General features: G+C 65.4%; 15 protein-coding genes and 1 tRNA gene. 7 read left to right on the plus strand and 9 right to left on the minus strand.

The genetic code is table 11. From position 1 onward, the window contains the following. Window positions 1–182: 182 nt before the first annotated feature. Both IHE57_RS14685 and IHE57_RS14690 read right to left on the minus strand, forming a co-directional pair. Entirely contained in the window at window positions 183–887 is a 705-nt protein-coding gene (locus IHE57_RS14685; protein WP_343071789.1) for a GntR family transcriptional regulator, read from the minus strand. Window positions 888–1,053: 166 nt separating this feature from the next. Continuing rightward, the gene (locus tag IHE57_RS14690; RefSeq protein ID WP_209374291.1) at window positions 1,054–1,647 is read right to left on the minus strand and encodes a short chain dehydrogenase; all 594 of its coding nucleotides are present in this window, start codon (window positions 1,645–1,647) and stop codon (window positions 1,054–1,056) included. Window positions 1,648–2,384: 737 nt separating this feature from the next. On the opposite strand from IHE57_RS14690, the gene IHE57_RS14695 reads away from it, so the two are divergent. Next, on the plus strand, window positions 2,385–3,104 hold the full coding sequence (locus IHE57_RS14695; protein WP_209374293.1) for a hypothetical protein: 720 nt from the start codon (window positions 2,385–2,387) through the stop codon (window positions 3,102–3,104). 211 nt (window positions 3,105–3,315) lie between these two features. Here IHE57_RS14695 and IHE57_RS14700 read toward each other — a convergent pair whose 3' ends face one another. Continuing rightward, a complete protein-coding gene (locus IHE57_RS14700) occupies window positions 3,316–4,056 on the minus strand; it encodes a hypothetical protein (RefSeq protein ID WP_209374295.1) in 741 nt (246 codons plus the stop codon). After that, window positions 4,046–4,246, minus strand: coding sequence for a hypothetical protein (locus tag IHE57_RS14705; RefSeq protein ID WP_209374297.1), 201 nt, complete (start codon window positions 4,244–4,246; stop codon window positions 4,046–4,048). The genes IHE57_RS14700 and IHE57_RS14705 overlap by 11 nt, the downstream gene beginning before the upstream one ends. A gap of 410 nt (window positions 4,247–4,656) precedes the next feature. Here IHE57_RS14705 and IHE57_RS14710 point away from each other — a divergent pair, with 410 nt between their 5' ends. Then, window positions 4,657–4,806, plus strand: coding sequence for a hypothetical protein (locus tag IHE57_RS14710; protein ID WP_209374299.1), 150 nt, complete (start codon window positions 4,657–4,659; stop codon window positions 4,804–4,806). A 56-nt stretch (window positions 4,807–4,862) separates the two neighbouring features. Here IHE57_RS14710 and IHE57_RS14715 read toward each other — a convergent pair. Next, window positions 4,863–4,951 (minus strand) — tRNA-Ser (locus IHE57_RS14715). 842 nt (window positions 4,952–5,793) lie between these two features. Between IHE57_RS14715 and IHE57_RS14720 the strand changes: the two genes are divergently transcribed. Continuing rightward, entirely contained in the window at window positions 5,794–7,785 is a 1,992-nt protein-coding gene (locus IHE57_RS14720; protein ID WP_209374301.1) for an LCP family glycopolymer transferase, read from the plus strand. Then, on the plus strand, window positions 7,782–9,977 hold the full coding sequence (locus IHE57_RS14725; RefSeq protein WP_366933982.1) for an FAD/NAD(P)-binding protein: 2,196 nt from the start codon (window positions 7,782–7,784) through the stop codon (window positions 9,975–9,977). The genes IHE57_RS14720 and IHE57_RS14725 overlap by 4 nt, the downstream gene beginning before the upstream one ends. A gap of 111 nt (window positions 9,978–10,088) precedes the next feature. On the opposite strand, the gene IHE57_RS14730 is transcribed toward IHE57_RS14725, so the two are convergent. After that, window positions 10,089–12,479: a YhgE/Pip family protein gene (locus IHE57_RS14730; RefSeq protein ID WP_209374303.1), complete on the minus strand. Its 2,391-nt coding sequence runs from the start codon at window positions 12,477–12,479 to the stop codon at window positions 10,089–10,091. Next, window positions 12,476–15,322 carry an MMPL family transporter gene (locus tag IHE57_RS14735; protein WP_209374305.1) on the minus strand — a complete coding sequence of 949 codons (2,847 nt, stop codon included), beginning with the start codon at window positions 15,320–15,322 and terminating at the stop codon, window positions 12,476–12,478. Before IHE57_RS14735 ends, IHE57_RS14730 begins: the two co-directional genes overlap by 4 nt. A gap of 135 nt (window positions 15,323–15,457) precedes the next feature. On the opposite strand from IHE57_RS14735, the gene IHE57_RS14740 reads away from it, so the two are divergent. Then, window positions 15,458–16,120, plus strand: coding sequence for a TetR/AcrR family transcriptional regulator (locus IHE57_RS14740; protein ID WP_246475682.1), 663 nt, complete (start codon window positions 15,458–15,460; stop codon window positions 16,118–16,120). Between the two features lie 100 nt (window positions 16,121–16,220). Next, a complete protein-coding gene (locus tag IHE57_RS14745; RefSeq protein WP_209374308.1) occupies window positions 16,221–17,228 on the plus strand; it encodes a hypothetical protein in 1,008 nt (335 codons plus the stop codon). A 26-nt stretch (window positions 17,229–17,254) separates the two neighbouring features. Here the strand turns inward: IHE57_RS14745 and IHE57_RS14750 are convergent, their stop codons facing one another. Both IHE57_RS14750 and IHE57_RS14755 read right to left on the minus strand, forming a co-directional pair. Continuing rightward, window positions 17,255–18,430 (minus strand): C45 family autoproteolytic acyltransferase/hydrolase, encoded by a 1,176-nt coding sequence (locus IHE57_RS14750; protein WP_209374310.1) that lies wholly within the window; start codon window positions 18,428–18,430, stop codon window positions 17,255–17,257. Window positions 18,431–18,458: 28 nt separating this feature from the next. Then, on the minus strand, window positions 18,459–19,541 hold the full coding sequence (locus IHE57_RS14755) for an MBL fold metallo-hydrolase (protein ID WP_209374312.1): 1,083 nt from the start codon (window positions 19,539–19,541) through the stop codon (window positions 18,459–18,461). A gap of 322 nt (window positions 19,542–19,863) precedes the next feature. Here IHE57_RS14755 and IHE57_RS14760 point away from each other — a divergent pair, with 322 nt between their 5' ends. After that, window positions 19,864–21,333: an APC family permease gene (locus tag IHE57_RS14760; protein ID WP_209374314.1), complete on the plus strand. Its 1,470-nt coding sequence runs from the start codon at window positions 19,864–19,866 to the stop codon at window positions 21,331–21,333. Window positions 21,334–21,604 lie beyond the last annotated feature (271 nt).

Genomic DNA, 21,604 nt, shown 5'->3' on the forward strand with positions numbered 1-21,604 from the left:
CGCTACGCAGAGTTTGCAGGTGCGTCAATCCCCTGGGCCTCTGCGATCGATGGGCGTTGTTCGGGTGCCGCCCGTGCACTCAGGCCGCCACGGGAGAGCGCAGTGGCGCTGGGATCGGCGGAGCGGACAGCAGATCGCGAACGACTGCAGCGGCACTCGCAGCCTCGGCCGCCTCGGCGGGTTCAGCCCTGGTCCGCGGCCCCGGAGACGAGGAGCGCGAGCTCCTGGGCACTGTCCATCGTGTGGACGTTCAGCGCTGTGCGGATGCGGGCACGGTCGCCGTTGCGGATGGCGTGCATGAGCGCTGCGTGGATGGCGTGCGCGCGACCGGAGTCGCGCCTGGTGAACTGGTCGTATGCGAGGATGATGGTCATCTGCGCCTCGACGACGGGCCAGATGCGCATGAGCAGATAATTGTCCGCAGCTTCCCAGATGCCGCGGTGGAACCGGACGTGTGCCTCATGGACGGCGAGCTGGTCGGCCTCATGACTCTCGCTCTCGAAGCGGTCCCAGATCTCTTCGAGGCGGGCCATACGCTCGCCCGTGGCATCGTCGAGGATCTCGTCGATCGCCTCGGTGTCGAGGGCGACGCGGACGCGGGCGATCTCGAGCAGCGAGTCCACTTCGATATCGGCCACGCGCAGGCCCCGATAGGCTTCTTGGATGAGGAAGCCGTCCCGGGCCATCTGGTTGAGAGCCTCACGCGCGGTGGGGCGACTGACTTCGAGCGATGAGGTCAGATCTGCTTCGATGATCCGCTGCCCGGGGCGGAGCTCGCCGAGGACGATGCGTCGTTTGATCTCGTCGATGACGCGCTGTCTGCGCTCGGTGTTCGAGACGGGAGTCCGCGCAGAAGAACGCTCCGCTGCGGCTCGCTCATTCTCCACCGGCTCCACTGTCTGACTGCTTTCTCGATACGACTGCTCTGTCATCGACTCGATTTCATTTGGAGGCGACCGCTGCCGGCTCCATGACCGCGGACAGCCTCTTCCCTCGTCGAACCGACTGGCTTTCACTGACCTTCATTCTACTGACCTGCTCCTGGGGAGCGGCTCAGACCGTGAGGATACGTCCGGTGACGTTGCCCTCGATCGAGCGCACGAAGGCATTCGCCACTGCCTGGTCGCTCACCGGGGTCATGCCGGCGAAAGCGTCATGGAAGTGCGGTGAATTCGCGAGCACGTTCGGGCTCACGGCGTTGATGCGGACGCCGCGTGGCAGCTCGGGCGCGGCGGAGACGACGAAGGATTCGACGGCGCCGTTGGCCATGGCCGCGGCCGCGGCAGTGGGCACGGGTTCACGACTGAGCACGCCGGTGACGAAGGTGATCGAGCCGCCGTCGCTGAGGTGCTCGAGACCCTGGGTGACGAACTCGATCTGGCCGAGCGTCTTCGAGACGAAGGCCTCCGTGTAATCCTCGCGAGTGAGTTCCGTGACCGGCTTGAAGGCGGCCGCGCCGACGGCGACGACGATCGCGTCGACCTCACCGACCGCCTCGAGCAGCGAGGAGATCGAGTCGGCGTCAGAGGTGTCCACTCCCGGATTGGTCGAGCGGGTGGCGCCGATGACTTCGTGCCCGCGCTTCTCGAGTTCGGCTCGCGCCACACCGCCGACGTGTCCGCCTGATCCCACCAGCAGAATCTTCATCCTGACCTCCTCGCGCTGTGGTTCACTGCATCGAACAAGATGCTCGATATCGGTTTTGTCAGACATTCCTTCAACTGACACTGCCGAGTGTAGGGGATGACCTGATTCCCGACCACCCCTCATGCCTTGAATGTGGACGCAGATTGAGCCCGAAATGTGCCCGCTGCGCCATTCCACGTGCCACGGGAGCCGTTTCGGGGCAAGCGAAAACCCCGCGCTCCGCTTGTCACAGCGGCGCGCAGGGGTTTCCGATGTACTGAGACATCACAAATGCGGAGCCGGTGGGATTTGAACTCTCGGGCAGCTCCTGGTCCCTGGCCTATCACCCTATTTCAAGCCTCACGCAGTCACGGCCAGCCACTGCCGGCTACCCCCTTTCACGGAAAATGTGCCCAAAATGTGCTCACGGAATTCACGTCCGCCGGACAGCCGCGATAACAGCCGAGAACGACGCAGGAAGCCGATCTGGTGGGGACATCGCCGGTGTCGGTGTCGACGTTTGTCGGGGCTGAGGTAGGTGTCCACAGTTCTGGACACCTGAGCGTTCCTCGGCCACCTGAGATTTGCTCGCCAAGACGATCGGCGCGATTGCTCTCGTACTCATCCCCTCGTCGGAGAGCATCCGCACGAGGTCTTGCCGTTCACGTACTCGGCGATGTCGTCGCAGCACCGTCCAACTCAACACGCGAACCCCGGTGTTATCGTGGCTAGAAACACAGCTCCAGCGGAGGGCAGCCGTGCTAAATAGCAGAATCGAGTTCAAGTTCTACGGAACGACAGTCAACGTCGACGACGAGAATGTGACTCTCAATCATGGTCGGTTACGGCGAATGGGCGGCGTACCAAAGACTGTCGAAACCCCCCTCGGCGCAATCACAGCAGTCAACAACGAAAAACCAAAGGGCGGGAAAAACGGGTCAGTCGAGATCTACACCGCCTCCTACAACCCCACCGGACCAGGGCGACCGCAGCAGATTATCTACACCGCAGGCTCACAGGCGAGTCGAGCAACTGAGCTGTGCGCCATCCTCAACAGGCATCGTCAAGCAAGCGCACCCGCATCGACGCCTTCGACCGAGTCGACACCGGCGAGTCAGAGCCAACCAGCCACATACAGCTTCCAGCGCCATGACGCTACGCTCGAAGGATGGAAGCTCGACGGCGACACACTCTTCGGCAACGGACAAGCGTTTAGCCTCGCCGGAGCGAAAGCCGAGTTCGAAACCGGAGCCAACATCGGCGGACGTATGACGGCGACCCGTGTCATCGGCGGCGGGTTACTCTTCGGTCCAGCCGGAGCCATCGTCGGCGGCATGTGGAAGAAGAACCGTGCCAAGGTTTACATCGTCATCACCGACAACAACGGTCGCACCGGACTAATCGAAACCTCAGCCAAGAACGAGACTAAAGCTCGGGAATTCGCCAACGCCGTCAACAACGTCGCCCGACAACTCTAATCACGAAGCCGTCGCGACCGAGGGCGTCGAGAATGAGACCGCATTGAGCGAAAGGTTCTTTGCCCTTCGCCTTTAGGTCGGAATTCCGACCTAACGTGCCTCGTCTCCACTGCCCCTTAATCCGTTTCCCCGCACCCAGAATAGGCGCCGTCGATGCCGCGGCGATCTGCACGGTCATCGGCTCCCGGCGTCCGGTCGTCTGGCCGCTGTATCAGTGCTTGCGCAGACGGTCCCAATGTATCGGGGGCTCGGGCTCGTCTGATGTCCACTCGACGTCATAGCCGAGCTTCCGCAGCACGCCGATCGCAGATTCGGGATCATCCCGAACCACCGCTTTCGTCTGACCTCTGCGCCACGCTTCGCGTCCATCGGCGAGAGCTTCCATCGCTCCCAACTCATGATCGACCCCAAACTCATCGATGAGGGTCTCGAGAATGTCTTCGAGGCACGGTCGGAATCGGTGACCGCCGAGCGGGAAGTGAAGATCTTGAATCGGCGCCAAATCATCTCGCTTGCCCCGTTGCCGCGCTCGACGTGTCGCCGTTCCGGCATTGTCCATCAGATAGTCGAATGCAGCTCGAGGCGCATGAACGTGAGCGTGAGCGACCGGCGCATTCCTGTAATCGCGCACATACTCAAAACGCATGAGCTGCTCTGCGGATAAGTGCGGAATGATCTCGAACTTTGATTCCAGGATCGCGAGATAGTCGTCGTAGCGGTCCATGCAACACTGATAGCTCGCTTTGAGCTCGAACAGAGGCTTCTTATTGACAGTGAGCACGATGCCAGCACGCGGACCCTGGCGCACCGACAGAGACTCCCTGAGGATCATCGGCACAAACGCATCGCTATCAGGCACGACCGCCCTCACTGTTTCAGTGAGGGCGGTAGCAAAGATTTTCGCCTGCTCGAATAGCCGAGGGTCGACCGACTCCTCGGCCTCAGCGTCCAAGCAAGAACTCAATCTCGATCAGATCGTCATACAGCGCACGATCTTCGGTGTCGAGCTGATATGACTCGGCTCGAGCTTTAAAATCGTCTACATCACCGATGTTCGAGACTAGGTCTCGGCGAATTCGCTCGGCCTCTGCGGTCGACAGTACGATCGGCGTAATAATTGCCACCTCGACCACCCCTCTCACGTACCACTATGATATTCCAGTTTGCCCGATCTTAGGCAGAGGCACTGACATGAGATTGTCGCCGTGCTCAGAAGAGGGACGGGGGCTTCCCCTCCCCCTGGGGCCGGCCGCCACCCGCGGCTTAGGCGGGTCTCCCTCCCTCAAATCATGATGATGTCTATTACTAGACCGATGCACCGCTGAGACAGGAATGAGGAAGCCTGTTCGTCGATGACCTCAACACCGTCCTGGCAACGTTCCAGCACGTATACAACACCGAACGAATCCACTCCGCGAAGAAGACAACCCCCTGGGCTGCCTACATCAGTGCACCCAAAGACGCCCCCACACCACTGCCGGAGGACAAGACGCGATACCGCACCGACAGGATCGACAAACAAGGCAAGGTCTCATTGCGCTACGACTCGAGAATGTACTCAATCGGTGTCGGACGAACCCACGCCCGAACCCGCGTCGTCCTCATCATCAAAGACCGCCACATCATCATCGTGGACAAACGTACCGGCGAGATCCTCAAGGACTTCGTCCTTGACCCCACACGACGTTACCAGAAGCAATGAAAAACACCCCGAACCATGGGTTCGGGGTGTTTCCGATGTACTGAGACATCACAGCGCGGAGTCGGTGGGATTTGAACCCACGGTCCCCCGTTCGGAGGACTTCACCTTAGCAGGGTGACGCTTTCGGCCGCTCAGCCACGACTCCATTCGCAATGTTGGGGGAGCGTCTCCGGCACTCGGCTCGACGACACACCTTCCAGCACTACGGGTTACAGCCTAAGGGACAGGGGGCACCCAGGGCAAAGCCGCGCCACCGGAGTGGTCTCCGTCATAGTGCGCGAGTGGCCCTCGTCATAGCATCGGGAGGCGATGAGCGGCGAGAATCCGGGCCGGATGCCTCTTTTCCTGTGCTCGTCCACACCGGAATTCCAGCATTCATCAATCTCCGGGCGTAAAATCGGCGTGAAGTGCTTTGCGGTCTTCTCTCATTTCCCCTCGGGGCTGCCGGTCAGGAACACCAGTGTCCGCCGGTGTGTCCTGCGCCGGTGAAGAGAACGACGAGCGGGCCGCTGTGCACGAGAAGAGAGTTTTTGAGGAGTAGACAACTTGCCAGAGTTTCCCCCTGACAAGCACGGACCGAACGGGAACGACCCCGATTCTCCCGCTGCAGGTCGTCGGCTCCGCGCCTCCTCCCGCCCCCGATTCCGCGGCGACACCGCCGCCAGCGATGACAGCTCGACCGGGCAGTCGGACTCCGGACAGTCGCGCCCCGGCTCATTGGATTCGCATCGGTCTCGCACCGATTCGCCTCGGACTGCGCGGCCCGGAGACCAAGGCACTCCGGCCGACGCCCGTTTCGTCAACGGCGCCTACACAAGCGCCCGCCCCGCGACTCCGACTGGCGCCGGAGGCTCGGCCGGCGGTTCGACCGCCACCAGCGGTTCGTCCAGCAGCACTTCGAGAAGCTCATCGGCAGGTTCGCCGGCAGATCTTCCGAAGGCGCCCACTCCACGTCCGGTGGCCCCGCGCACTCGCCGCGAGGCCCGCATGCTGCGCGCAGCTGCCGCCAGCGGAGCATCAGCCGCCGGGGTGGCCGCAGCCGCCGGCTCGAACACACCTCGTGACGAACACTCCGAGTCTTCTCGAGCCGCCGCTGGCCAGACGGGCCACGAAGCTCCCCGCACATTCACGCAGCAGGTCTCGACCACCTCGGCGAGGGATGCCGGAACCGTCGACGACGTCGCCGCGACAGCCCTCGGCTCCGGCGCCGCAGCGAGCGGTGCGCGGCCCGAGCCGAACGCCGACGAGGCGCCGCCGACGACTCGACGCGACGCCCGCGAACGACGCTCGGCCGAGGAACGCGCCCGCGGTCGCTCTCGCGACCGGGGACAGAAGAGAACTCGCGACGAGAACGCGGCCGCCCACGAAACGGCGCGCGCCCGGCGTCATTCCTCCCGCCTCGGCGAGTCCTTCCCCAGCCTCGTCGGCTGGACCTCGCTGAGCACCCTGCTGCCGGGCGTCGGTCTGCTGCGCACACGGTTCCGTCCCGTGGGCCTCGTGGTGTTCGGGCTCTTCGTCCTCACCCTGCTCACCGGACTCGTCTACCTGCTCGTCAAGGGGCCGGTGCGTGCGGTCGCCACGATCGTCTCCAGTCCCTCCCTGCTCAACTTCCTCGCCATCGGCGCCGTGCTCGTGGCCGTGATCTGGATCCTCGTGATGATCGTGTCTCATCTGGGGCTGCGGCGCGGGCATCGGTACCGGCCCTGGCAGAACAAGATGGCGGGCGTCCTCGTCGTCTCCCTCGCTCTCATCATCGGCATCCCGCTGGGCGTCGGATCGGTCTTCGCCCGCGTCCAGTCCTCGACGGTGTCCAGCCTCTTCGGCGCCAGCACCGGCAAGGCCCAGAGCGCTGAGGACCTGTGGGCGGACAAGCCCTATATCAACGTCTTCCTCATGGGCCGCGACAACGGCGACGACCGTGAGGGCACCCGCCCGGACACGATGCTCGTGGCCTCGATCGACACGAAGACCGGCAACGCGGCGCTCATCTCCGTCCCCCGCAACCTCGCTTTCCCGATCTTCCCCGAAGGCAGCGAACTCGACGAAGCCTGGCCCGACGGCTTCCGTCCCTCAGGCGATCCCTCCCAGGACCTCATCAACGCGGTATGGCAGTGGGGCGAACAGAATGAGGACGCCATCGGCAACACCCACGGGCTCGAACCCGGAATGTGGGCGACGATGCAGGCCGTCCAAGGTTCGCTCGGCCTCAACCTCGACTATTGGGCCTCGGTCGACATGGCCGGATTCGAAGACGTCGTCGACGCGATCGGCGGAGTGAAGATCGACGTCGAACGCCCCATTCCGATGGGCGGGGGAAAGTCGATGTCCGGCGTCAAGAACGAAGTCTACGGATGGGTCGATCCGGGACCGCAGGTGCTCAAGGGCAAAGACGCGCTGTGGTACGTCCGCTCCCGTGAGGGCAGCGACAACTACGACCGCATGTGCCGTCAGCAGCGCATGCTCAAGACCACGCTCGAGCAGGTCGACCCGCAGGAGATCGCCTCGGCGTATCCGAAGCTCGCGAACTCGGCGACGCGGAACATCGCCACCTCGATCCCCCAGAACGAGATCCCTGCCTTCATCGAACTCGCCCTCATGATGCAGAAGGGCGATGTGACCTCGGTCCAGATCAACAACGACGTCACCCCCACCTACGATCCGGACTTCGACGTCCTCCACAAGTGGATCCTCGGCGAGGTCAAGGGCGCCTCGAACGGTGAGGAGACGCCGAAGCCGACCAACGACGGAAGCCAGTCGCAGGACTCCGAGACGGACGAGGAGTCTTCTGACACCGCCTCCGAGGAACCCACGGAATCCGCGGACGAGTCCACCGGCGAGCAGGCCGAAGAGGGCGCAAGCCCCTCCCAGACGCCGGGCGAACCGAACGCCGAAGGCAAGTGCTACCCGAAGGGATTCGAGCCCGGGGACGAGTTCCCAGGATACCCGGGTCCCAACGGCGGAACCGGCGAGCAGGGGTGACCCCGACCGCCCGGACCCACGCTCCCGCGGTCGCGATCATCGGCGTCGGCCCGCGCGGTCTCACCGTCCTCGAACGGCTCGTCGCCCTGGCCGCGAAGCGCTTCGCCGACCACTCAGCCGAGTCCGAGGGTCCCGCGCTGACCATCCACCTCATCGACCCGTACCCGCCGGGAGCGGGCATCGTGTGGCGCACGGATCAGCCGGAGTCGCTGCTCATGAACACGACCATCGGCGAGCAGACCGTCTTCCCCGATGCCAGCTGCTCCTTCCTCGGCGCCGACGACGAGCCTCCCGGCCCGTCCATGGCCGAGTGGTATCTGGCCGCCGGCGGCACCGACCCACTCGATTCGACCTTCCCCAGCCGCACCCTCTACGGCCGCTACCTCCGGGACGCCTACGGCCGCGTCCGCGCTGGCGCACCGGCCTGCATCGAGATCGTCGAACATCGGACGAAGGCCGAGTCGGTCATCGACCTTCCCGCCATGGACCTGCTCGTGCCCGACGCGGACTCGACAGACTCGCACACTGCCGCACCGGGCACCGATTCGGAGCCGCATGCGCCCGCCCCCGAACAGCTCGTGCGCTGCCAGGACGGGACGACGATCATCGCCTCAGCCGTCGTGCTGGCCGTCGGCCACATCCCCAGCGCCCAGCCCGAGGAGCGCGCACGGCTCGCCGCTTTCGCCGAACTGGGCGGCGGCGTGTATCTGCCGCAGGGCCTGCCCGCTGAGACCCCCGTCGCCGAGGTGGCCCCCGGTGACCGCGTGATCGTCCGCGGCATGGGACTCAACTACTTCGACCTGCAGACGCTGTTCACCCATGAGCGCGGAGGCCGGTTCGTCCCCCTGAACGACGGGCAGCTGCGCTACCAGCCCAGCGGACTCGAACCCCACCTGGCTCTGGGCTCACGCCGCGGGATCCCCTATCGCAGCAAGCCCATCAGCCACGAGCACCCGAGGTCGGATTGGCCGTTGCGCTATTTCACTCGGGACAATGTCGCCCTGCTCGCCGGACTCGACGACCTCGACGGAGACCGCTTCGCCGAAGCCCGGTTCAACGACCAGCTGTGGCCTCTCATCCTCGCCGATCTGCGCCTGGCCTACTATCGCACGCTCTCGCAGGTCCGCCCCGAGGCTTTCGCCAGTGACCCCGGTCGGCTGCGCGAGGCCATCGCCGAGGCCGTGTCGAGGCATCTGACCCGGCGCACCTGGCAGGAGACCCACCCTGCGCAGACGAGAGAACACGAATCCGCGCCGAAGCCGAGGGCGAGTGCGACAGCGACCGAAGACGCCGCGCGCCAGGGTCGTGTCACTCGCGAAGCCTTCGCCTGGTTCGAGATCGAAGAGGAACTGGTCCCCGATCCTGCCGACCGCATGTCCCTGCACGCGCTGCTCAACCCCCTCGAGGGCGAGCTGTTCACCAGCCGCGAACCCGGTGAGCCCGACTCACTGCACGAGTGGATGCTCGACTTCCTGCGCACCGATCTGCGCAATTCGCTGGCGGGTCCGACCGGCTGTCCGGAGAAGGCCCTGTTCCCAGTGCTGTGGCAGTCCCGGCTGCTGCTCAAAGAGCTCATCGTCGCCGGCCACATCGACCGCGTGAGCATCGATATGGAGGTCTGCGGCTGGTTCGAAGGCTTCGTCTCCGGCATCTGCGACGGCCCTCCCCCGCAGCGGATCGCCGAGCTCCTCGCCCTGGCCGAAGCCGGCATCGTCTCCTTCATCGGACCCGATATGCGCATCGAGGAGAACACTGCCGCACTCGAATCCTCGGGCACCGACGGCCCGACGCCCCACGCACAGGGGACGCGCCCGGAGATCTTCACGGTCACCTCGGCGCAGGCCGTCGGCTCGATCACCGGCGGTGTCGTCATCGACGCCGCCTCCCCCACGAACTCCGTGGCCCGCGCCGCCGACGTCCTGCTGCACGGGATGCTCGAGCGGGGGCAGCTCACCGCCGCACGCCTGACCTTGGACGACGGCCGCGAGAAGTCCCTCAACGGGCTCGCCCTCACGCCCCGCCCCTACCGGACGATCGATGTCGAGGGCAGGGTCCATCCGCGCCGCTTCGCACTGTCGATCCAACTGTCCTCGATGCAGTGGGGGCTGGCGATCGCGGCGAATCCGGGTGTCGACGCCGCCACCCTCAACGACTCGCATGCCGCCGCCGAGGCGATCCTCGACCTCCTCTGAGACTCTGAGACTCTGAGACTCTCTGTCGAGAGCCCTATCCACGACAGAGAGCTCGGTGCGTAACCAAAGCTGTCTGTCGTGGACCGAGCTCTGGGCGAAGCCCGCCGCGCCTCAGGCCATGGCGAGGGCGGCTTCGGGCTTCGTGGTCCGAGCGCGGACGATCGCCAGCAGTGACATCACGATGCCGATCACCGCCCAGGCCAACAGGCCGCCGTAGGCCGCAGCCTGTCCGGTCGTGCCGGCCGCGATCGCTGCGAAGCCGTTCATCGACGGAGTCAGCGGCAGGATCGGGGCCACGAAGTCGAAGAACTGCGGCACCGCTCCGATCGTCCGACCGGCCACGGCCAGCACCACGGCGATCACCGACAGGAACCGGCCCACACCGCCGAACCACGCCACGAGGGCGAAGTTGAGGATCATGAACACTATCGCCGAGGCGAAGGTGAGGACCGCGATTTCGAAGCCTTGGACCGCATCGATGTCCATCACCGTCACCGCGAGGATCGAGAGCACGAGCGCCTGCAGCGCCCCGACGACCACGCCGGGCACCAGCCCCCGCAGCCACACCGCGAAGGAGGACCGGGTCGAGAGCAGGGTCGAGGCCGGGATCGGTTTGAGCACGGTGTAGGTGACGAGTCCGCCGACCCACAGCGCGAGCATGATGAGCAGCGCGACCGTCGAGCCCTGCAGCACGTTCGTCAGACCGTCGCTGTCGGGTGCCTTGATGTTCGCCGAGGCGACCTTCGCCAAGCGGTCCCGTTCCGGAGCCGTGTACGAAGACACGTCATCGGCGCCGTCCTTGACCCCGTCAGCGAACTTCGTCACGCCCTTCGCGTACTTGCCTGTGCCCTTGTCGAGGTCCTCGAGCCCGTCGGCGAGGTCCGAGGTGCCGGTCGCCGCTTCGGAGACGCCGTCGGTGTACTTGCCCACACCGGTGCTGTACTGGTCCAGCCCGTCGCTCAGCTGCCCGGCTCCGTCGGAGAGCTCTCCGGAGCCGTCGGCGAGCTTCCCGATGCCCTTGGACAGGGCGGGCATCCCGTCGGCGAGCTGCTGGTTGCCGTCGGCGACTCCGGCGGCGCCCTTCCGCAGCCCCTTCGAGGCTTCGAGGAGCTTCGGAGCGTTCTTCGAGATGTCCTCCATGCCCTTCTTCAGCTTCCCGAGGCCGTCCTCGAGACCTGTGACGAACTTGCTCATCCCGTCGCTGAGTTCGCTCGCCCCGTCGGCCAGTTCGTCGGCACCGCCGAGCAGCGAGGATCCGTTCTTCTCCTGTTCGAGCCCGTCGACGGCCTGGTTGAGTCCGCCCGAGGTGCCGTTCAGCAGACCCTGCGCATAGGCCTGTTCGATGCCCTGGCAGACCTGGTCGGGAGTGCCTTCCGGGCACATCTCGGCTCGGGCCTGGTCGGCCTCTCCTGAGGTCATGATGCCTGCGGCGACGAGCCCGTCGAGGTCGGGTTTCGTCCCGGCCAGCTGGTCGGCCTGGTCCGCGCCCTGTTTCAGACCGTCACGGTACTGATGCAGCCCGTCGGAGAGTCCGGAGGCTCCCTCGGACACACCCTGAGCGCCTTTGTCGAGCTTCTTGCCGCCCTTGGTGATGTCGTCGAGGCCGCCTTCGCCGCCCTCCCCGGATCCGGAGAAGCCCTTGATGATCTGATCGATGGACTTCGTGTACTGGTCGACGCCGTCGGAGAGCTCTCCCGAGCCGTCGGCGAGCTTCTGGGTGCTCTCGGGCAGCTTCGACGTCTGCTTGTCGATCTTGTTCAGGCCCCCGGACAGTTCGGACGCGCCTGACGACAGCTCGCCGGCCCCATCGGCCAGATCCGAGGCGCCGGTCTTCAGCTCACCGCCCGAAGTGCTCAGCTCGTCCATTCCCTCGGACAGCTCACCTGCGCCGCTGGCGGACTTGTCCGTGCCTTCCTTCAGCCCTTTCGCGCCTTTGTCCAGTTCCCCGGCGGCATCGCCGAGGCTCTTCATCTGCTCGCCCATCTTGTTGAAGCCGAGATAGATGTTGTCGAGATAGTTCTCAGTCATCTGAGTGTTGAAGGTCGTGCGGGCCACCTCGGCGACGGAACGGGAGATCTGCGTGTCCGTGGCCGGGGCGGTGCCGGAGACGTCGACGTCGAGCTGCGTCTGCGTCGCCGACTTCGCGTCATCGACCGAGGTCACGGCCCGGGAGAATCCCTCGGGGATGGTCAGCTTCGCGGCGTATGTGCCGTCGGAGAGCCCCTGTTTCGCGTCCTCCTCGTCGGTGATGACCCAGTGGATGTTGTTGTCCTCTTCGCCCACGAGTCCGCTGGTCAGCTGCCGGCCGATCGGCACGGTCTTGCCGTCGACCTTCGCACCGTCGTCGTTGTTGACGATGGCGGCTTCGATGGTGTCGAGACGGTCGCCGCTCTTCCAGGTGGCGAGGATGAATCCGGCCGCCACGATGATCGGGATCAGGACCAGGCCGATCAGCGAGAACCAGTTCACCGGTCGCTTCGAGTTCGCACGTTCGAGTCTCACGACTGCACGCCTTCCATGTCGGTGCCGACGGCGGCGTGGATGGGCTCGCCGCCTTCGCTGTCAGTGTCGCCTCGCTCATCGGGCCGAGCCTCGTCGAGGTCGAGGTGGAAATAGTTCGTCTCCGGGGTGAGGATCCCGGTGACGTCGCCATCGGGCAGGCCGAGGACGACGGTGGTGCCGGCCGCGACGAGTTCGGGCAGGAGCTCGGTCAGGCCGCGTCCGGGCTCCGCGGCGAGTTCCTCCGCCCCGTCGACGACGAGCAGGTCCGGCGCCGAGGCGGCCAACCGGGAGAGGTCACGCTCGCTGATCGCCTGGCTGCCCTCATGACCGGCGAGGTCGAAGTAGGGAACCTCGCGGCGGACCCGGCCTGCGTGTTCGGGCAGGACGTTCTCACCGATCTTCATCTCGCCCGCGGTGAGTCCGACCCGACCCGAGACCGCCAGCAGGAGAGCCCTGCGAGCCGCTCCGCTGGCGACGAGGATCTGGCCGGGAGACAAGGAGATGTCGACGCGGGCGAATCCGCGATCACCGGCGAACACGCCGATGCCGCGACCGTAGACCCGGTAGCCGGAGTCCGGTTCCGGCCAATCGCGCAGAGCCACCTCGTGGGCCAGGCCCTCGCCTTCGACGTCGAGTCTCGGCAGGAGCCGGTCGAGCCACTTCGGCAGCCACCAGGCCTTGTCGCCGAGCAGCTGCATGATCGCCGGGACGAGGGACATGCGCACGAGGAAGGCGTCGACGAAGATGCCCGAGGCCAGGGCCAGGGCGATCGACTTGATGATCGGTTCGCCGGCCGGGACGAAGGCGGCGAAGACGGAGAACATGATGACCGCGGCTGCCGAGACGACTCTGGCCGAGGAGCCGAAGCCGATCCTGATCGCGTCCTTGGCGGATGAACCGTGGACATAGGCTTCGCGCATCCCGGAGACGAGGAAGACCTCGTAGTCCATGGCCAGTCCGAACAGGATGCCCATGACGATGATCGGCAGGAAGCTGATCACCGGTCCGGTCGAGTCGATGCCCAAGGGAGCGGCGAAGTAGCCGTCGTGGAAGACGAGGACGACCGTGCCGAAGGAGGCGAAGACCGACAGCAGGAAGCCGCCGGTGGCCTTGATCGGAACCGCGATCGAACGGAAGACCATCATGAGCAGGATGATGGAGAGTCCGACGACGAAGATGCCGAAGGGCAGCAGCGCCTTGCCGAGCTGGTCGGAGACGTCGATCTGGATCGCTGTGGCACCGGTGACGGCGGTGTCGAAGTCGAAGTCGTCTTCGATCTCATCGCTGAGCGTTCGCAGATGGTCGACGGTGTCCAGCGTCGCCGGGTCGTCGGAGGCCGTGGTCGGGATGATCTGGAACAGAGCGGTCGTGGCGTCCCGGTTGGGGGTGGCCATGATGACCTGTTCGACGCCTTCGACGTCCTCGATGCGGTCCTCGATCTTCTCGACGTCGCCGAGCGGGTCGTCGCTGGTCACGATCTGGCTGGTCATGACCAGCGGTCCGTTGTAGCCGGGACCGAAGTGTTCGTCTATGAGGTCGTAGGTCGTCCGTGCCGGAGTGCCCTGCTCCTGATCGCCCGCTGTGGGCAGGGACAGCTGGAGCTGGGTGGCCGGGATGGCGAAGAGTGCGAGTCCGACGACGATGACGACGATCGTCAGCAGCGGGATCTTCGTCACGGCCTTCAGCCAGCCGGCGAAGAACGTGTCCATGATCGTCTTCGGATAGGGCTCGCCCGCCTCGGCGCGCGCCTCGGCAGCGACCTCCTCGCGTGTCGTCGCCCGCGCCGAGGCGGCTGCGAAGGCTTTCCGATAGCGCTTGGTCGGTTTCGGGGTGATCCGGGACTTCGCGAGCCCGAGGAGTGCCGGGATCATCGTCAGGGAGATGAGCACGGCCACGGCCACCGCACCCGAGGCGCCGATTCCCATGATGGTGAGGAAGGGGATTCCCGCCAGAGAGAGTCCGAGCAGAGCGATCATCACGGTCATGCCGGCGAAGACGACGGCGGATCCGGCCGTGGCGACCGCGCGTCCCGTCGCCTCCAGGGGGTCGTGCCCCTCGGCGAGCAGGGCCCTGGCGCGGGAGACGATGAAGAGCGCATAGTCGATGCCCACGGCCAGGCCGAGCATGAGCGCGAGCATGATCGACGAGGAGTTGATCGCGCCGAAGGCTGTGGCGCCGACGACGAGCAGCACGGAGATGCCGACGCCGATGAGCGCGGTGACCAGCGGCATGCCAGCGGCACGGAAGGATCCGAGCGTCAGCAGGAGGACGATGAAGGCGATGGCCACGCCGATGCCCTCGACCCAGGAGATCGAGACACCGGTGATCTGGAACAGCTCGCCGCCGCCTTCGACCTCTGCTCCGGGCAGAGCGTCGCGCAGCGGGTCGAGGGCATCGAGGAGTTCGTCGCCGGCGTCTTCGCCGACATCCTGCTGGGTGCCGTCGTACTGGACGGAGATCATGGCCGCGGATCCGTCGTCGCTGATCGCCCCCTTGACCATCTTCGAATACGGGGAGGTCACCGCGTCGACGTGCGGCAGGTCCTCGAGCCGGTCGACCTCGTCGGCGATCGCGTCCTCGTACTTCGCGTCCTCGACCGATTCGCCGTCGTCGGCGACGACGATCACCGAGGCGGAGACTCCGGCCGCCTCGGGGAACGTCGACTTCATCGAGTCGAGTGCGTTCTGGGCCTCGGAGCCGGGAAGGGTGAAGTCGTCGTCGAAGTCCTTGGCGAATGCGGCGACTCCGGCGCCGACGAGTGCGAAGATGAGCAGCCACGCGGCGATGAATCGCCACGGGGTCCGGTACGCACGGCGTCCGAGGGCGTAGAGGAAAGTTGACACGAAAACCTCGATACAAAAGTGTATTGGATACAGTATTGTATTGTTGTTGAATCCTCACCGTCCGTGCAAATGCATCCCAGGAATCCTGGGGATTCCCATGAGATGTTCAGCTGCCGATACGATCCCGCCACCGAAATGACGATGAACACAGACGAGCTCAGCCCCCGCAGACAGCAGACCCGATCCACTCTTGTGCAGGCCGGCATCTCCGTCTTCGCCGTACGCGGCATCGACGGCGCTTCGATCGAGGAGATCTGCGAGGCCGGCGGCCTGACCCGCGGCGCCTTCTACTCGAACTTCTCCAGCCGCGACGACCTGGTGCTCGCCATCATCGAGATGCGCACCTCGGAGAACCTCGACCGCCTCGATCAGACGATCCGACGGTGGACGGAGCAGCTGACGGCCACCACCGAGGCGCCGGAGATCAAAGAGCTGATGACGAAGTTCATCGACGACGTCTTCAACGAGAAGAAGCAGACGGTGGCCGAAACCATCACCGAGCAGGAGATCGAGCTCTACTGCATCCGCGTCCCTCACCTCTATGCCCGCTTCGTCGAGCTCAACGCCTCTCAGCTCGATCGGCTCGCGGCCCTGGTGAGCACGGCGCTCGACGTCGCCGGAGCCACACCGAATCAGCCGATCTCGGAATTTCTCACGGTCATCATCTCCGTGTTCAACCGGATCGCGCTGACCGCGGCCGCCGGCAGACAGATGCACGAGCACGTCGACATCGATCCGAGCCTCATCGTCGAAGTCCTCATGCAGCTCATCGACTTCAGCCCCTGCGCCTCTGACTGACGAGCCGGTCGGACGGCCGCCCGTGACTGACGCGCCGGTCGGCCGCTCCGCGGCGATCGTTCCGCTCACCTCTGTGGCCTGAGGCACTAAGGTGGTGCCCGTGAACGAACTCCAGCGCGAATACTCTGCCTTCATCAACAATATGGACGTCCGCCTCGGCGCGTTCGTCCTCGCCGATCTGCCCGAGACCTTCGAGAAAGAGGACGGGGAGACCGTCAAGTTCCCGAAGGATTTCGGAACGAAGTCCCTGCCGATGCTCGAGCTCTTCGTGCTCTCGAAGTTCCCCAGCACCGAGGCGATCCTCGAACCCGAGAATCGGCGCTTCTTCGAGGGGCTCATCCGCTACCTCGGCGAGACCTATCTGCGCGCGATCGGCGGGGTCTGGGACCACGACGAGACGACCGGCAACGGGATGCCGTTCATCCGGCCCGACACCGAGGAGGGTCCGGCCGCCGGTGAGCCGATCCCGCTCGTGGCCATCGTGCTCACAGCCGTCGATCAGCGCAGCGCCGAGGTGTTCACCGCGGTGCTCGACAAGGCGAGGGAGAACCTCGGCGGGGACGGGCTGCCGCGCCGCAAGTGCACAGGACTGTCGCTGGGAATGCTCACGGCGGAGAACTCGAGTGAGGAGGAGGTCGAGTTCCTCTCGCGGTTCATCGGCACCGTCGAACCGGGCATCGCCGCCTGGACGCAGGAGCAGGCCGAACCCGCCTCGTGGGGATTCGATCGGGAGAGCCTGGCGCGGCTGGGCAAGCAGGTCGCGGTGCGCTACGACACCCGCGAGGACATGATGAGCGAGGAGGAGACTCCGTTCGTCGCCGGTGCCATGCGCTTCATCGGCGAGACCGTGCGCCGGATCGGCTTCGGCCAGTGGCGCTACGGCACCGAGCTCGAAGCCGACGATCCGCGCAGCCGACAGCCGTTCGTCCGCTTCGTCATCGGCGATCAGAACCTCGATCTCGTGCCCTGGCGCCTCATCCAGGCCGCACTCGAGGACTCCGAGGCGATCGCCTCCGCGCTCGATGCCGTCATCGAGCTGCGGGAGAAGGAAGCCGCCGAGGCGGCTGCGTCGGATGGCGACTCGACCGGAACAGACGACGAGGGCTGAGCGGCGCTTCAGCCCCAATGCCTCGCTCAGAGCTGGAAGCGGCGGTTTCCGCGCAGACCCTCGGCCGGTGAGCCGGGAGCGAGATCGATCTGCAGCCGGCCCGGGTCGATGCGCACGGTCGCCAGAGTCGCCGAGCGATCTCCGTAGGCGGCATCCGGTGCCGGAGTGCAGCACACGGGCGCTTCCTCCGGTCCGCTCGTCAGCAGCTTCGTGAGGTCGCCGATCGTCACAGGTGCCGCGGGCGAGGCGTCGGCGCCGACGCCGGCGGGGCCGGCTTCGTTACGCGCGTTCGCTGCGCGGTCGGCCCCGACACGCTCGGCATCGAAGCGCGCGACTGCCTCTTCGAGGTGACGGTGACGGGCTCGCGAGGTCGAGTCGGGCCGCAGCTCGAGCGCTCCGTCGAGCAGATCGGGATGGAGGAAGTGGTTCGTGTGGATGAGGAATCCGTACGCGCCCGCCCGTCGTTCGCGCTTGGCGCCGCCTGCGATCTCGACCTGGACGGCCGCCTCGGCGGTGATGACGGTGATGATCGACGAGGACGAGGTCGGGGCCGAGTGGATGATCTCGAGTGCCTCGGTCAGGCTGTCGGCCTCGGAGAGCACGCGATCGAGGATCATGTGGATGGGCACTCCCCCGGGCCCGTCGGCGGTGTGCTTGAGGATGTTGAGCAGGACGCCGACGCCGGCCTCGTTGAGTCCGATCTTGCCGAGCATCCCGTATTCGGCGATGCCGACGTGGCGGTTCTGACCGGGCACCGCACCGACATCGTTGATGTGCCACAGCGTGGAGAAGTCCGCGGCCCAGTCCCAGTTCTGCGCGGCCACCGAGGCGCCCGGGCAGGTGCTGCTCAGGGTCGAGCACTCGGTCTGTGCGGCCTCGGCCTGGGTCATGATCTCGGTGCGCGCGATGATCTCCATCAGCTCGGTGGTCTCGATGCCGGCGCCGGCCGCCACCGCCTCGACCTCCTCGGCGGCGGGCGGCGACCATTCCTGCAGCCGCGCCCAGCTCGACGCCGCCGCTGAGCGCACGTCCGCCTCGGTGATGGACAGGTGGGAGAAGTAGCGACGATAGGCACTCAGGGCGGAGTCGATTCCGGTGCGCAGCTCCTGGCCGCGCCTGCGGCCGCGGTCGATATGGTCGACGGCCCGGACCGCGAAGGTCTCGGGCCGCGCCTCGGCGGCGGGGACGAACTGTGCGCTCATATCGGCTCCTCCTCAGCCCGGCCCCGGCTCAGTCCGTGCCCACGAGCGAGCCGACGCCGATGTCGATACCGAGATAATGCATGTGCGCGGCGGTTTCGGCAAGAGCGGCGAAGAGGTTGAACCTGTGCAGACTGTCGAAACCGCGCGACCAGTGCAGGCCCTGCGCGATCGAGTAGACGCTGTGATCGTCGGTGGCATCCATGCGGGCGCGGATCTCGTCGAGACGTTCGCGGTGGTGCTCGACGAGCTCGGTCTTGCGGTCATGGAGCCCGCTGAAGCGGAATCCGTGGGCGGGCAGCACCGCCACGTCTTCGGGGAGCTGCCCGATCTTCTCCAGCGAACCCAGGTAGTCCTTCAGGCTGTGCGTGATCGCGCCGCTGTCGAGCCCGATGTTCGGGGTGATGGTCGGCAGCACATGGTCGCCGGAGAACAGCAGGTCATCGTCCGCGCGGACGAACGCCGAATGCCCATAGGTGTGGCCGGGGGTCCACAAGGCCGTCACCGTGCCCTCGCTCATGGGCAGCTCGGACCCGTCGTCGAGGACGTGGATCCTCTCGGGCAGACTGCTCATCGCCTTCTGGTAGAAATCCGACGCCCCGCTCCCCCGACCGGACCTGCTCGAACCCACCTGCAGACTCTCGACCTCGGCCCAGCGCTCCTCGGGAACCCCGTAGGCACGTGCGATATTGAGGTTGGGGTCGATGCCGGTGCCGAGGTCGACCGTCTGGGAGAAGAAGCGCTTGATCGAGCGCAGGTCCTCACCGTGCATGGCGATCCAGGCAGTGGGATTCTCCGCCAGCAGTGCGGGCACCAGGCCGATGTGGTCACGATGGTAGTGGGTGATCGCGATGCCGTGGATGTCGGCGACTCTGAAGCCCAGATCCGCCAGCGCCGAGGTCAGTGCCGCGTACTGGTCCCTGCCGTCCCAGCCCGGGTCGATGAGGACGACCCCGGAGCCGTCGGCGACGGCGTAGCAGTAGGTGTAGACGAGCGGGTTGTCCGGAATCGGGACCGGAACGGCCCAGACCCCTTCGGCGACCTTCTCGACCGGGGGCAGCACCCGGTCCCTCCATGCCGCCGACTGCCGGGAACTGAGCGTTTCGATCGTCATTTCTGTTTCACACCTCTCCGTGGGGCCACATTGTCCTCTCCTCGCAATCTACTCTGTTTCCCTTAGTTACTGAAAGGTCATTCGGTGACTGGACGGATCGTGTCCGGCCCTGCCGTCGCGACTACCGATATCGTCGGCATACTTGCCATATACCGTCGTTTCCGGCATGTAAACCTACTGCTTTTCCATAAAAACGTCAGAGAGGGTTTCGTTTTCAGTACCGGAACCGCTAAGATCATGACGCACATCACTGTCGAGGCGCACGAAGATCGAGAACGACGCGCGCAACGGCAGAAGGCAAGACTCATTGGGGAGGATTGATATGGCTGCTTCGGGCTCGCTGAAGCGCAACCTCGGGCTGTGGTCCATCGTCGGACTCGGCCTCGGATACATGACACCGACGGTTGTCTTCGATACGTTCGGAATCGTATCCGGCGAAACCGAGGGAGCGGTGCCCTCGGCCTATCTCATCGCTCTCATCGTCATGATCTTCACGGCATTCAGCTACGGCAAGATGGTGAAGATCTTCCCCACCGCGGGATCGGCGTACACCTATACGCGCGAGACGATGTCTCCGGGGCTCGGGTTCCTCGTCGGGTGGACCTCTCTCATGGACTACCTGCTGCTGCCGATGGTCAACTGCCTCATCGCGCGCCTGTACATGGAGTCGCTCGTGCCCGATGCTCCCGCCTGGGTGTGGGTCGTCGTCTACACGGTCGTCATGACCGCCATCGTCTCCTCGTCGATGCGCGGCACGGCGAACTTCAATGGCGTCCTGCTCGTCTTCGCGGTCACGATGGTCGCGCTCTTCTGCGTCTTCGCCATCGTCAACCTCACCAACGGCGAGGGCGCCGGAGTCGTCTTCAGCCCCGAACCGTTCGTCCATGAGGGCGTGCAGCTCTCCGCACTGCTCACGGGCGCCACCGTCGTCTGCTTCTCCTTCATCGGCTTCGACGCCGTGACGATGTACGCCAACGAGGCGAAGCACATCAGCATCATGCCGAAGGCGATCATGCTCACCGTCGTCTCCGGCGGCGCCATCTTCCTCGTCGCCAGCTACTTCGCCCAGCTGCTGTTCCCGGACAATTCGCAGTTCACCATCGTCGACGATCCGCTGCCGGAGATCGGCTTCCTCACAGGCGGACACATCTTCCAGGGCTTCTTCCTGGCCGCGGCCTTCGCAGCCACGGTCGCCTCGGGACTGGCCTCGCACGCCTCTGTCTCGCGCATGCTGCTGGTCATGGGTCGCAATGGCGTCCTGCCGCGGAAGACCTTCGGCTACATCAATCCGAAGACGCACACCCCGGTGTTCAACATCGTCCTCGTGGGCGCGGTGTGCCTGCTGGCGATGTCGTTCAGCCTCGAGCTCATCTCCGCGCTGATCAACTTCGGCGCGCTCATCGCCTTCACCTTCGTCAACCTCACGGTGATCGCCCACTATGCGTTCCGGACACGACAGGTCGTCGACCTCAAGACGACCTTCAACTACGTCATCATGCCCGCCATCGGTGCCATCCTCACCGGTGTGCTGTGGGCGAGCCTGCACAAGACGGCGCTCATCGGCGGCGTCATCTGGCTGACCATCGGCATCATCTACCTGGCAGTGATGACCCGCGGCTTCCAGCGCTCGGTCCGCAGCTTCGACGACCCCGAGGCGGACGCGCAGATGTCCGAGCCTGAGGTCCCCGAGTCCGAGGCCTCGGATCCGAAAGCTGCTGAGGCAGCAGGCCCGGAGGTTCCCGAGGGTGCCGGTCCTGAGTCACAAGAGCCGGGACCGCCTGTCAGGGACTGACTTCCCGACAGGGACTGGGTTCGCCCCTGCCTGACGGAGCCGCCTTCTTCCCCGAACGGTGGTCGCAATCGGATACTTTCTCCCGTGAGAAGTATCCGATTGCGACCACCGTTTGCTTCTCCGGAGATGCCGACGCCCCCGAACTCGTCGCTGTCTGCGACATGTTCGGGGGCGTTTCACACGGCGGAAGCGGTGGTGTCTGGTTTCAGGACATCGTTCACTCCTGTCTCACGTCAACGCTGACCAGATGTCTCACGACATCATGCACACA

This window comes from Brevibacterium renqingii (assembly GCF_017808105.1).
Taxonomy (GTDB): domain Bacteria; phylum Actinomycetota; class Actinomycetes; order Actinomycetales; family Brevibacteriaceae; genus Brevibacterium; species Brevibacterium renqingii.

What these genes read in the sequence shown, in the direction of transcription:
- IHE57_RS14690 (WP_209374291.1), bottom strand. Translation starts at nt 1,647, where the DNA reads ATGAAGATTCTGCTGGTGGGATCAGGCGGACACGTCGGCGGTGTGGCG.
- IHE57_RS14710 (WP_209374299.1), top strand. Translation starts at nt 4,657, where the DNA reads ATGTACTCAATCGGTGTCGGACGAACCCACGCCCGAACCCGCGTCGTC.
- IHE57_RS14720 (WP_209374301.1), top strand. Translation starts at nt 5,794, where the DNA reads ATGCTGCGCGCAGCTGCCGCCAGCGGAGCATCAGCCGCCGGGGTGGCC.
- IHE57_RS14740 (WP_246475682.1), top strand. Translation starts at nt 15,458, where the DNA reads ATGACGATGAACACAGACGAGCTCAGCCCCCGCAGACAGCAGACCCGA.
- IHE57_RS14750 (WP_209374310.1), bottom strand. Translation starts at nt 18,430, where the DNA reads ATGAGCGCACAGTTCGTCCCCGCCGCCGAGGCGCGGCCCGAGACCTTC.
- IHE57_RS14755 (WP_209374312.1), bottom strand. Translation starts at nt 19,541, where the DNA reads ATGACGATCGAAACGCTCAGTTCCCGGCAGTCGGCGGCATGGAGGGAC.
- IHE57_RS14760 (WP_209374314.1), top strand. Translation starts at nt 19,864, where the DNA reads ATGGCTGCTTCGGGCTCGCTGAAGCGCAACCTCGGGCTGTGGTCCATC.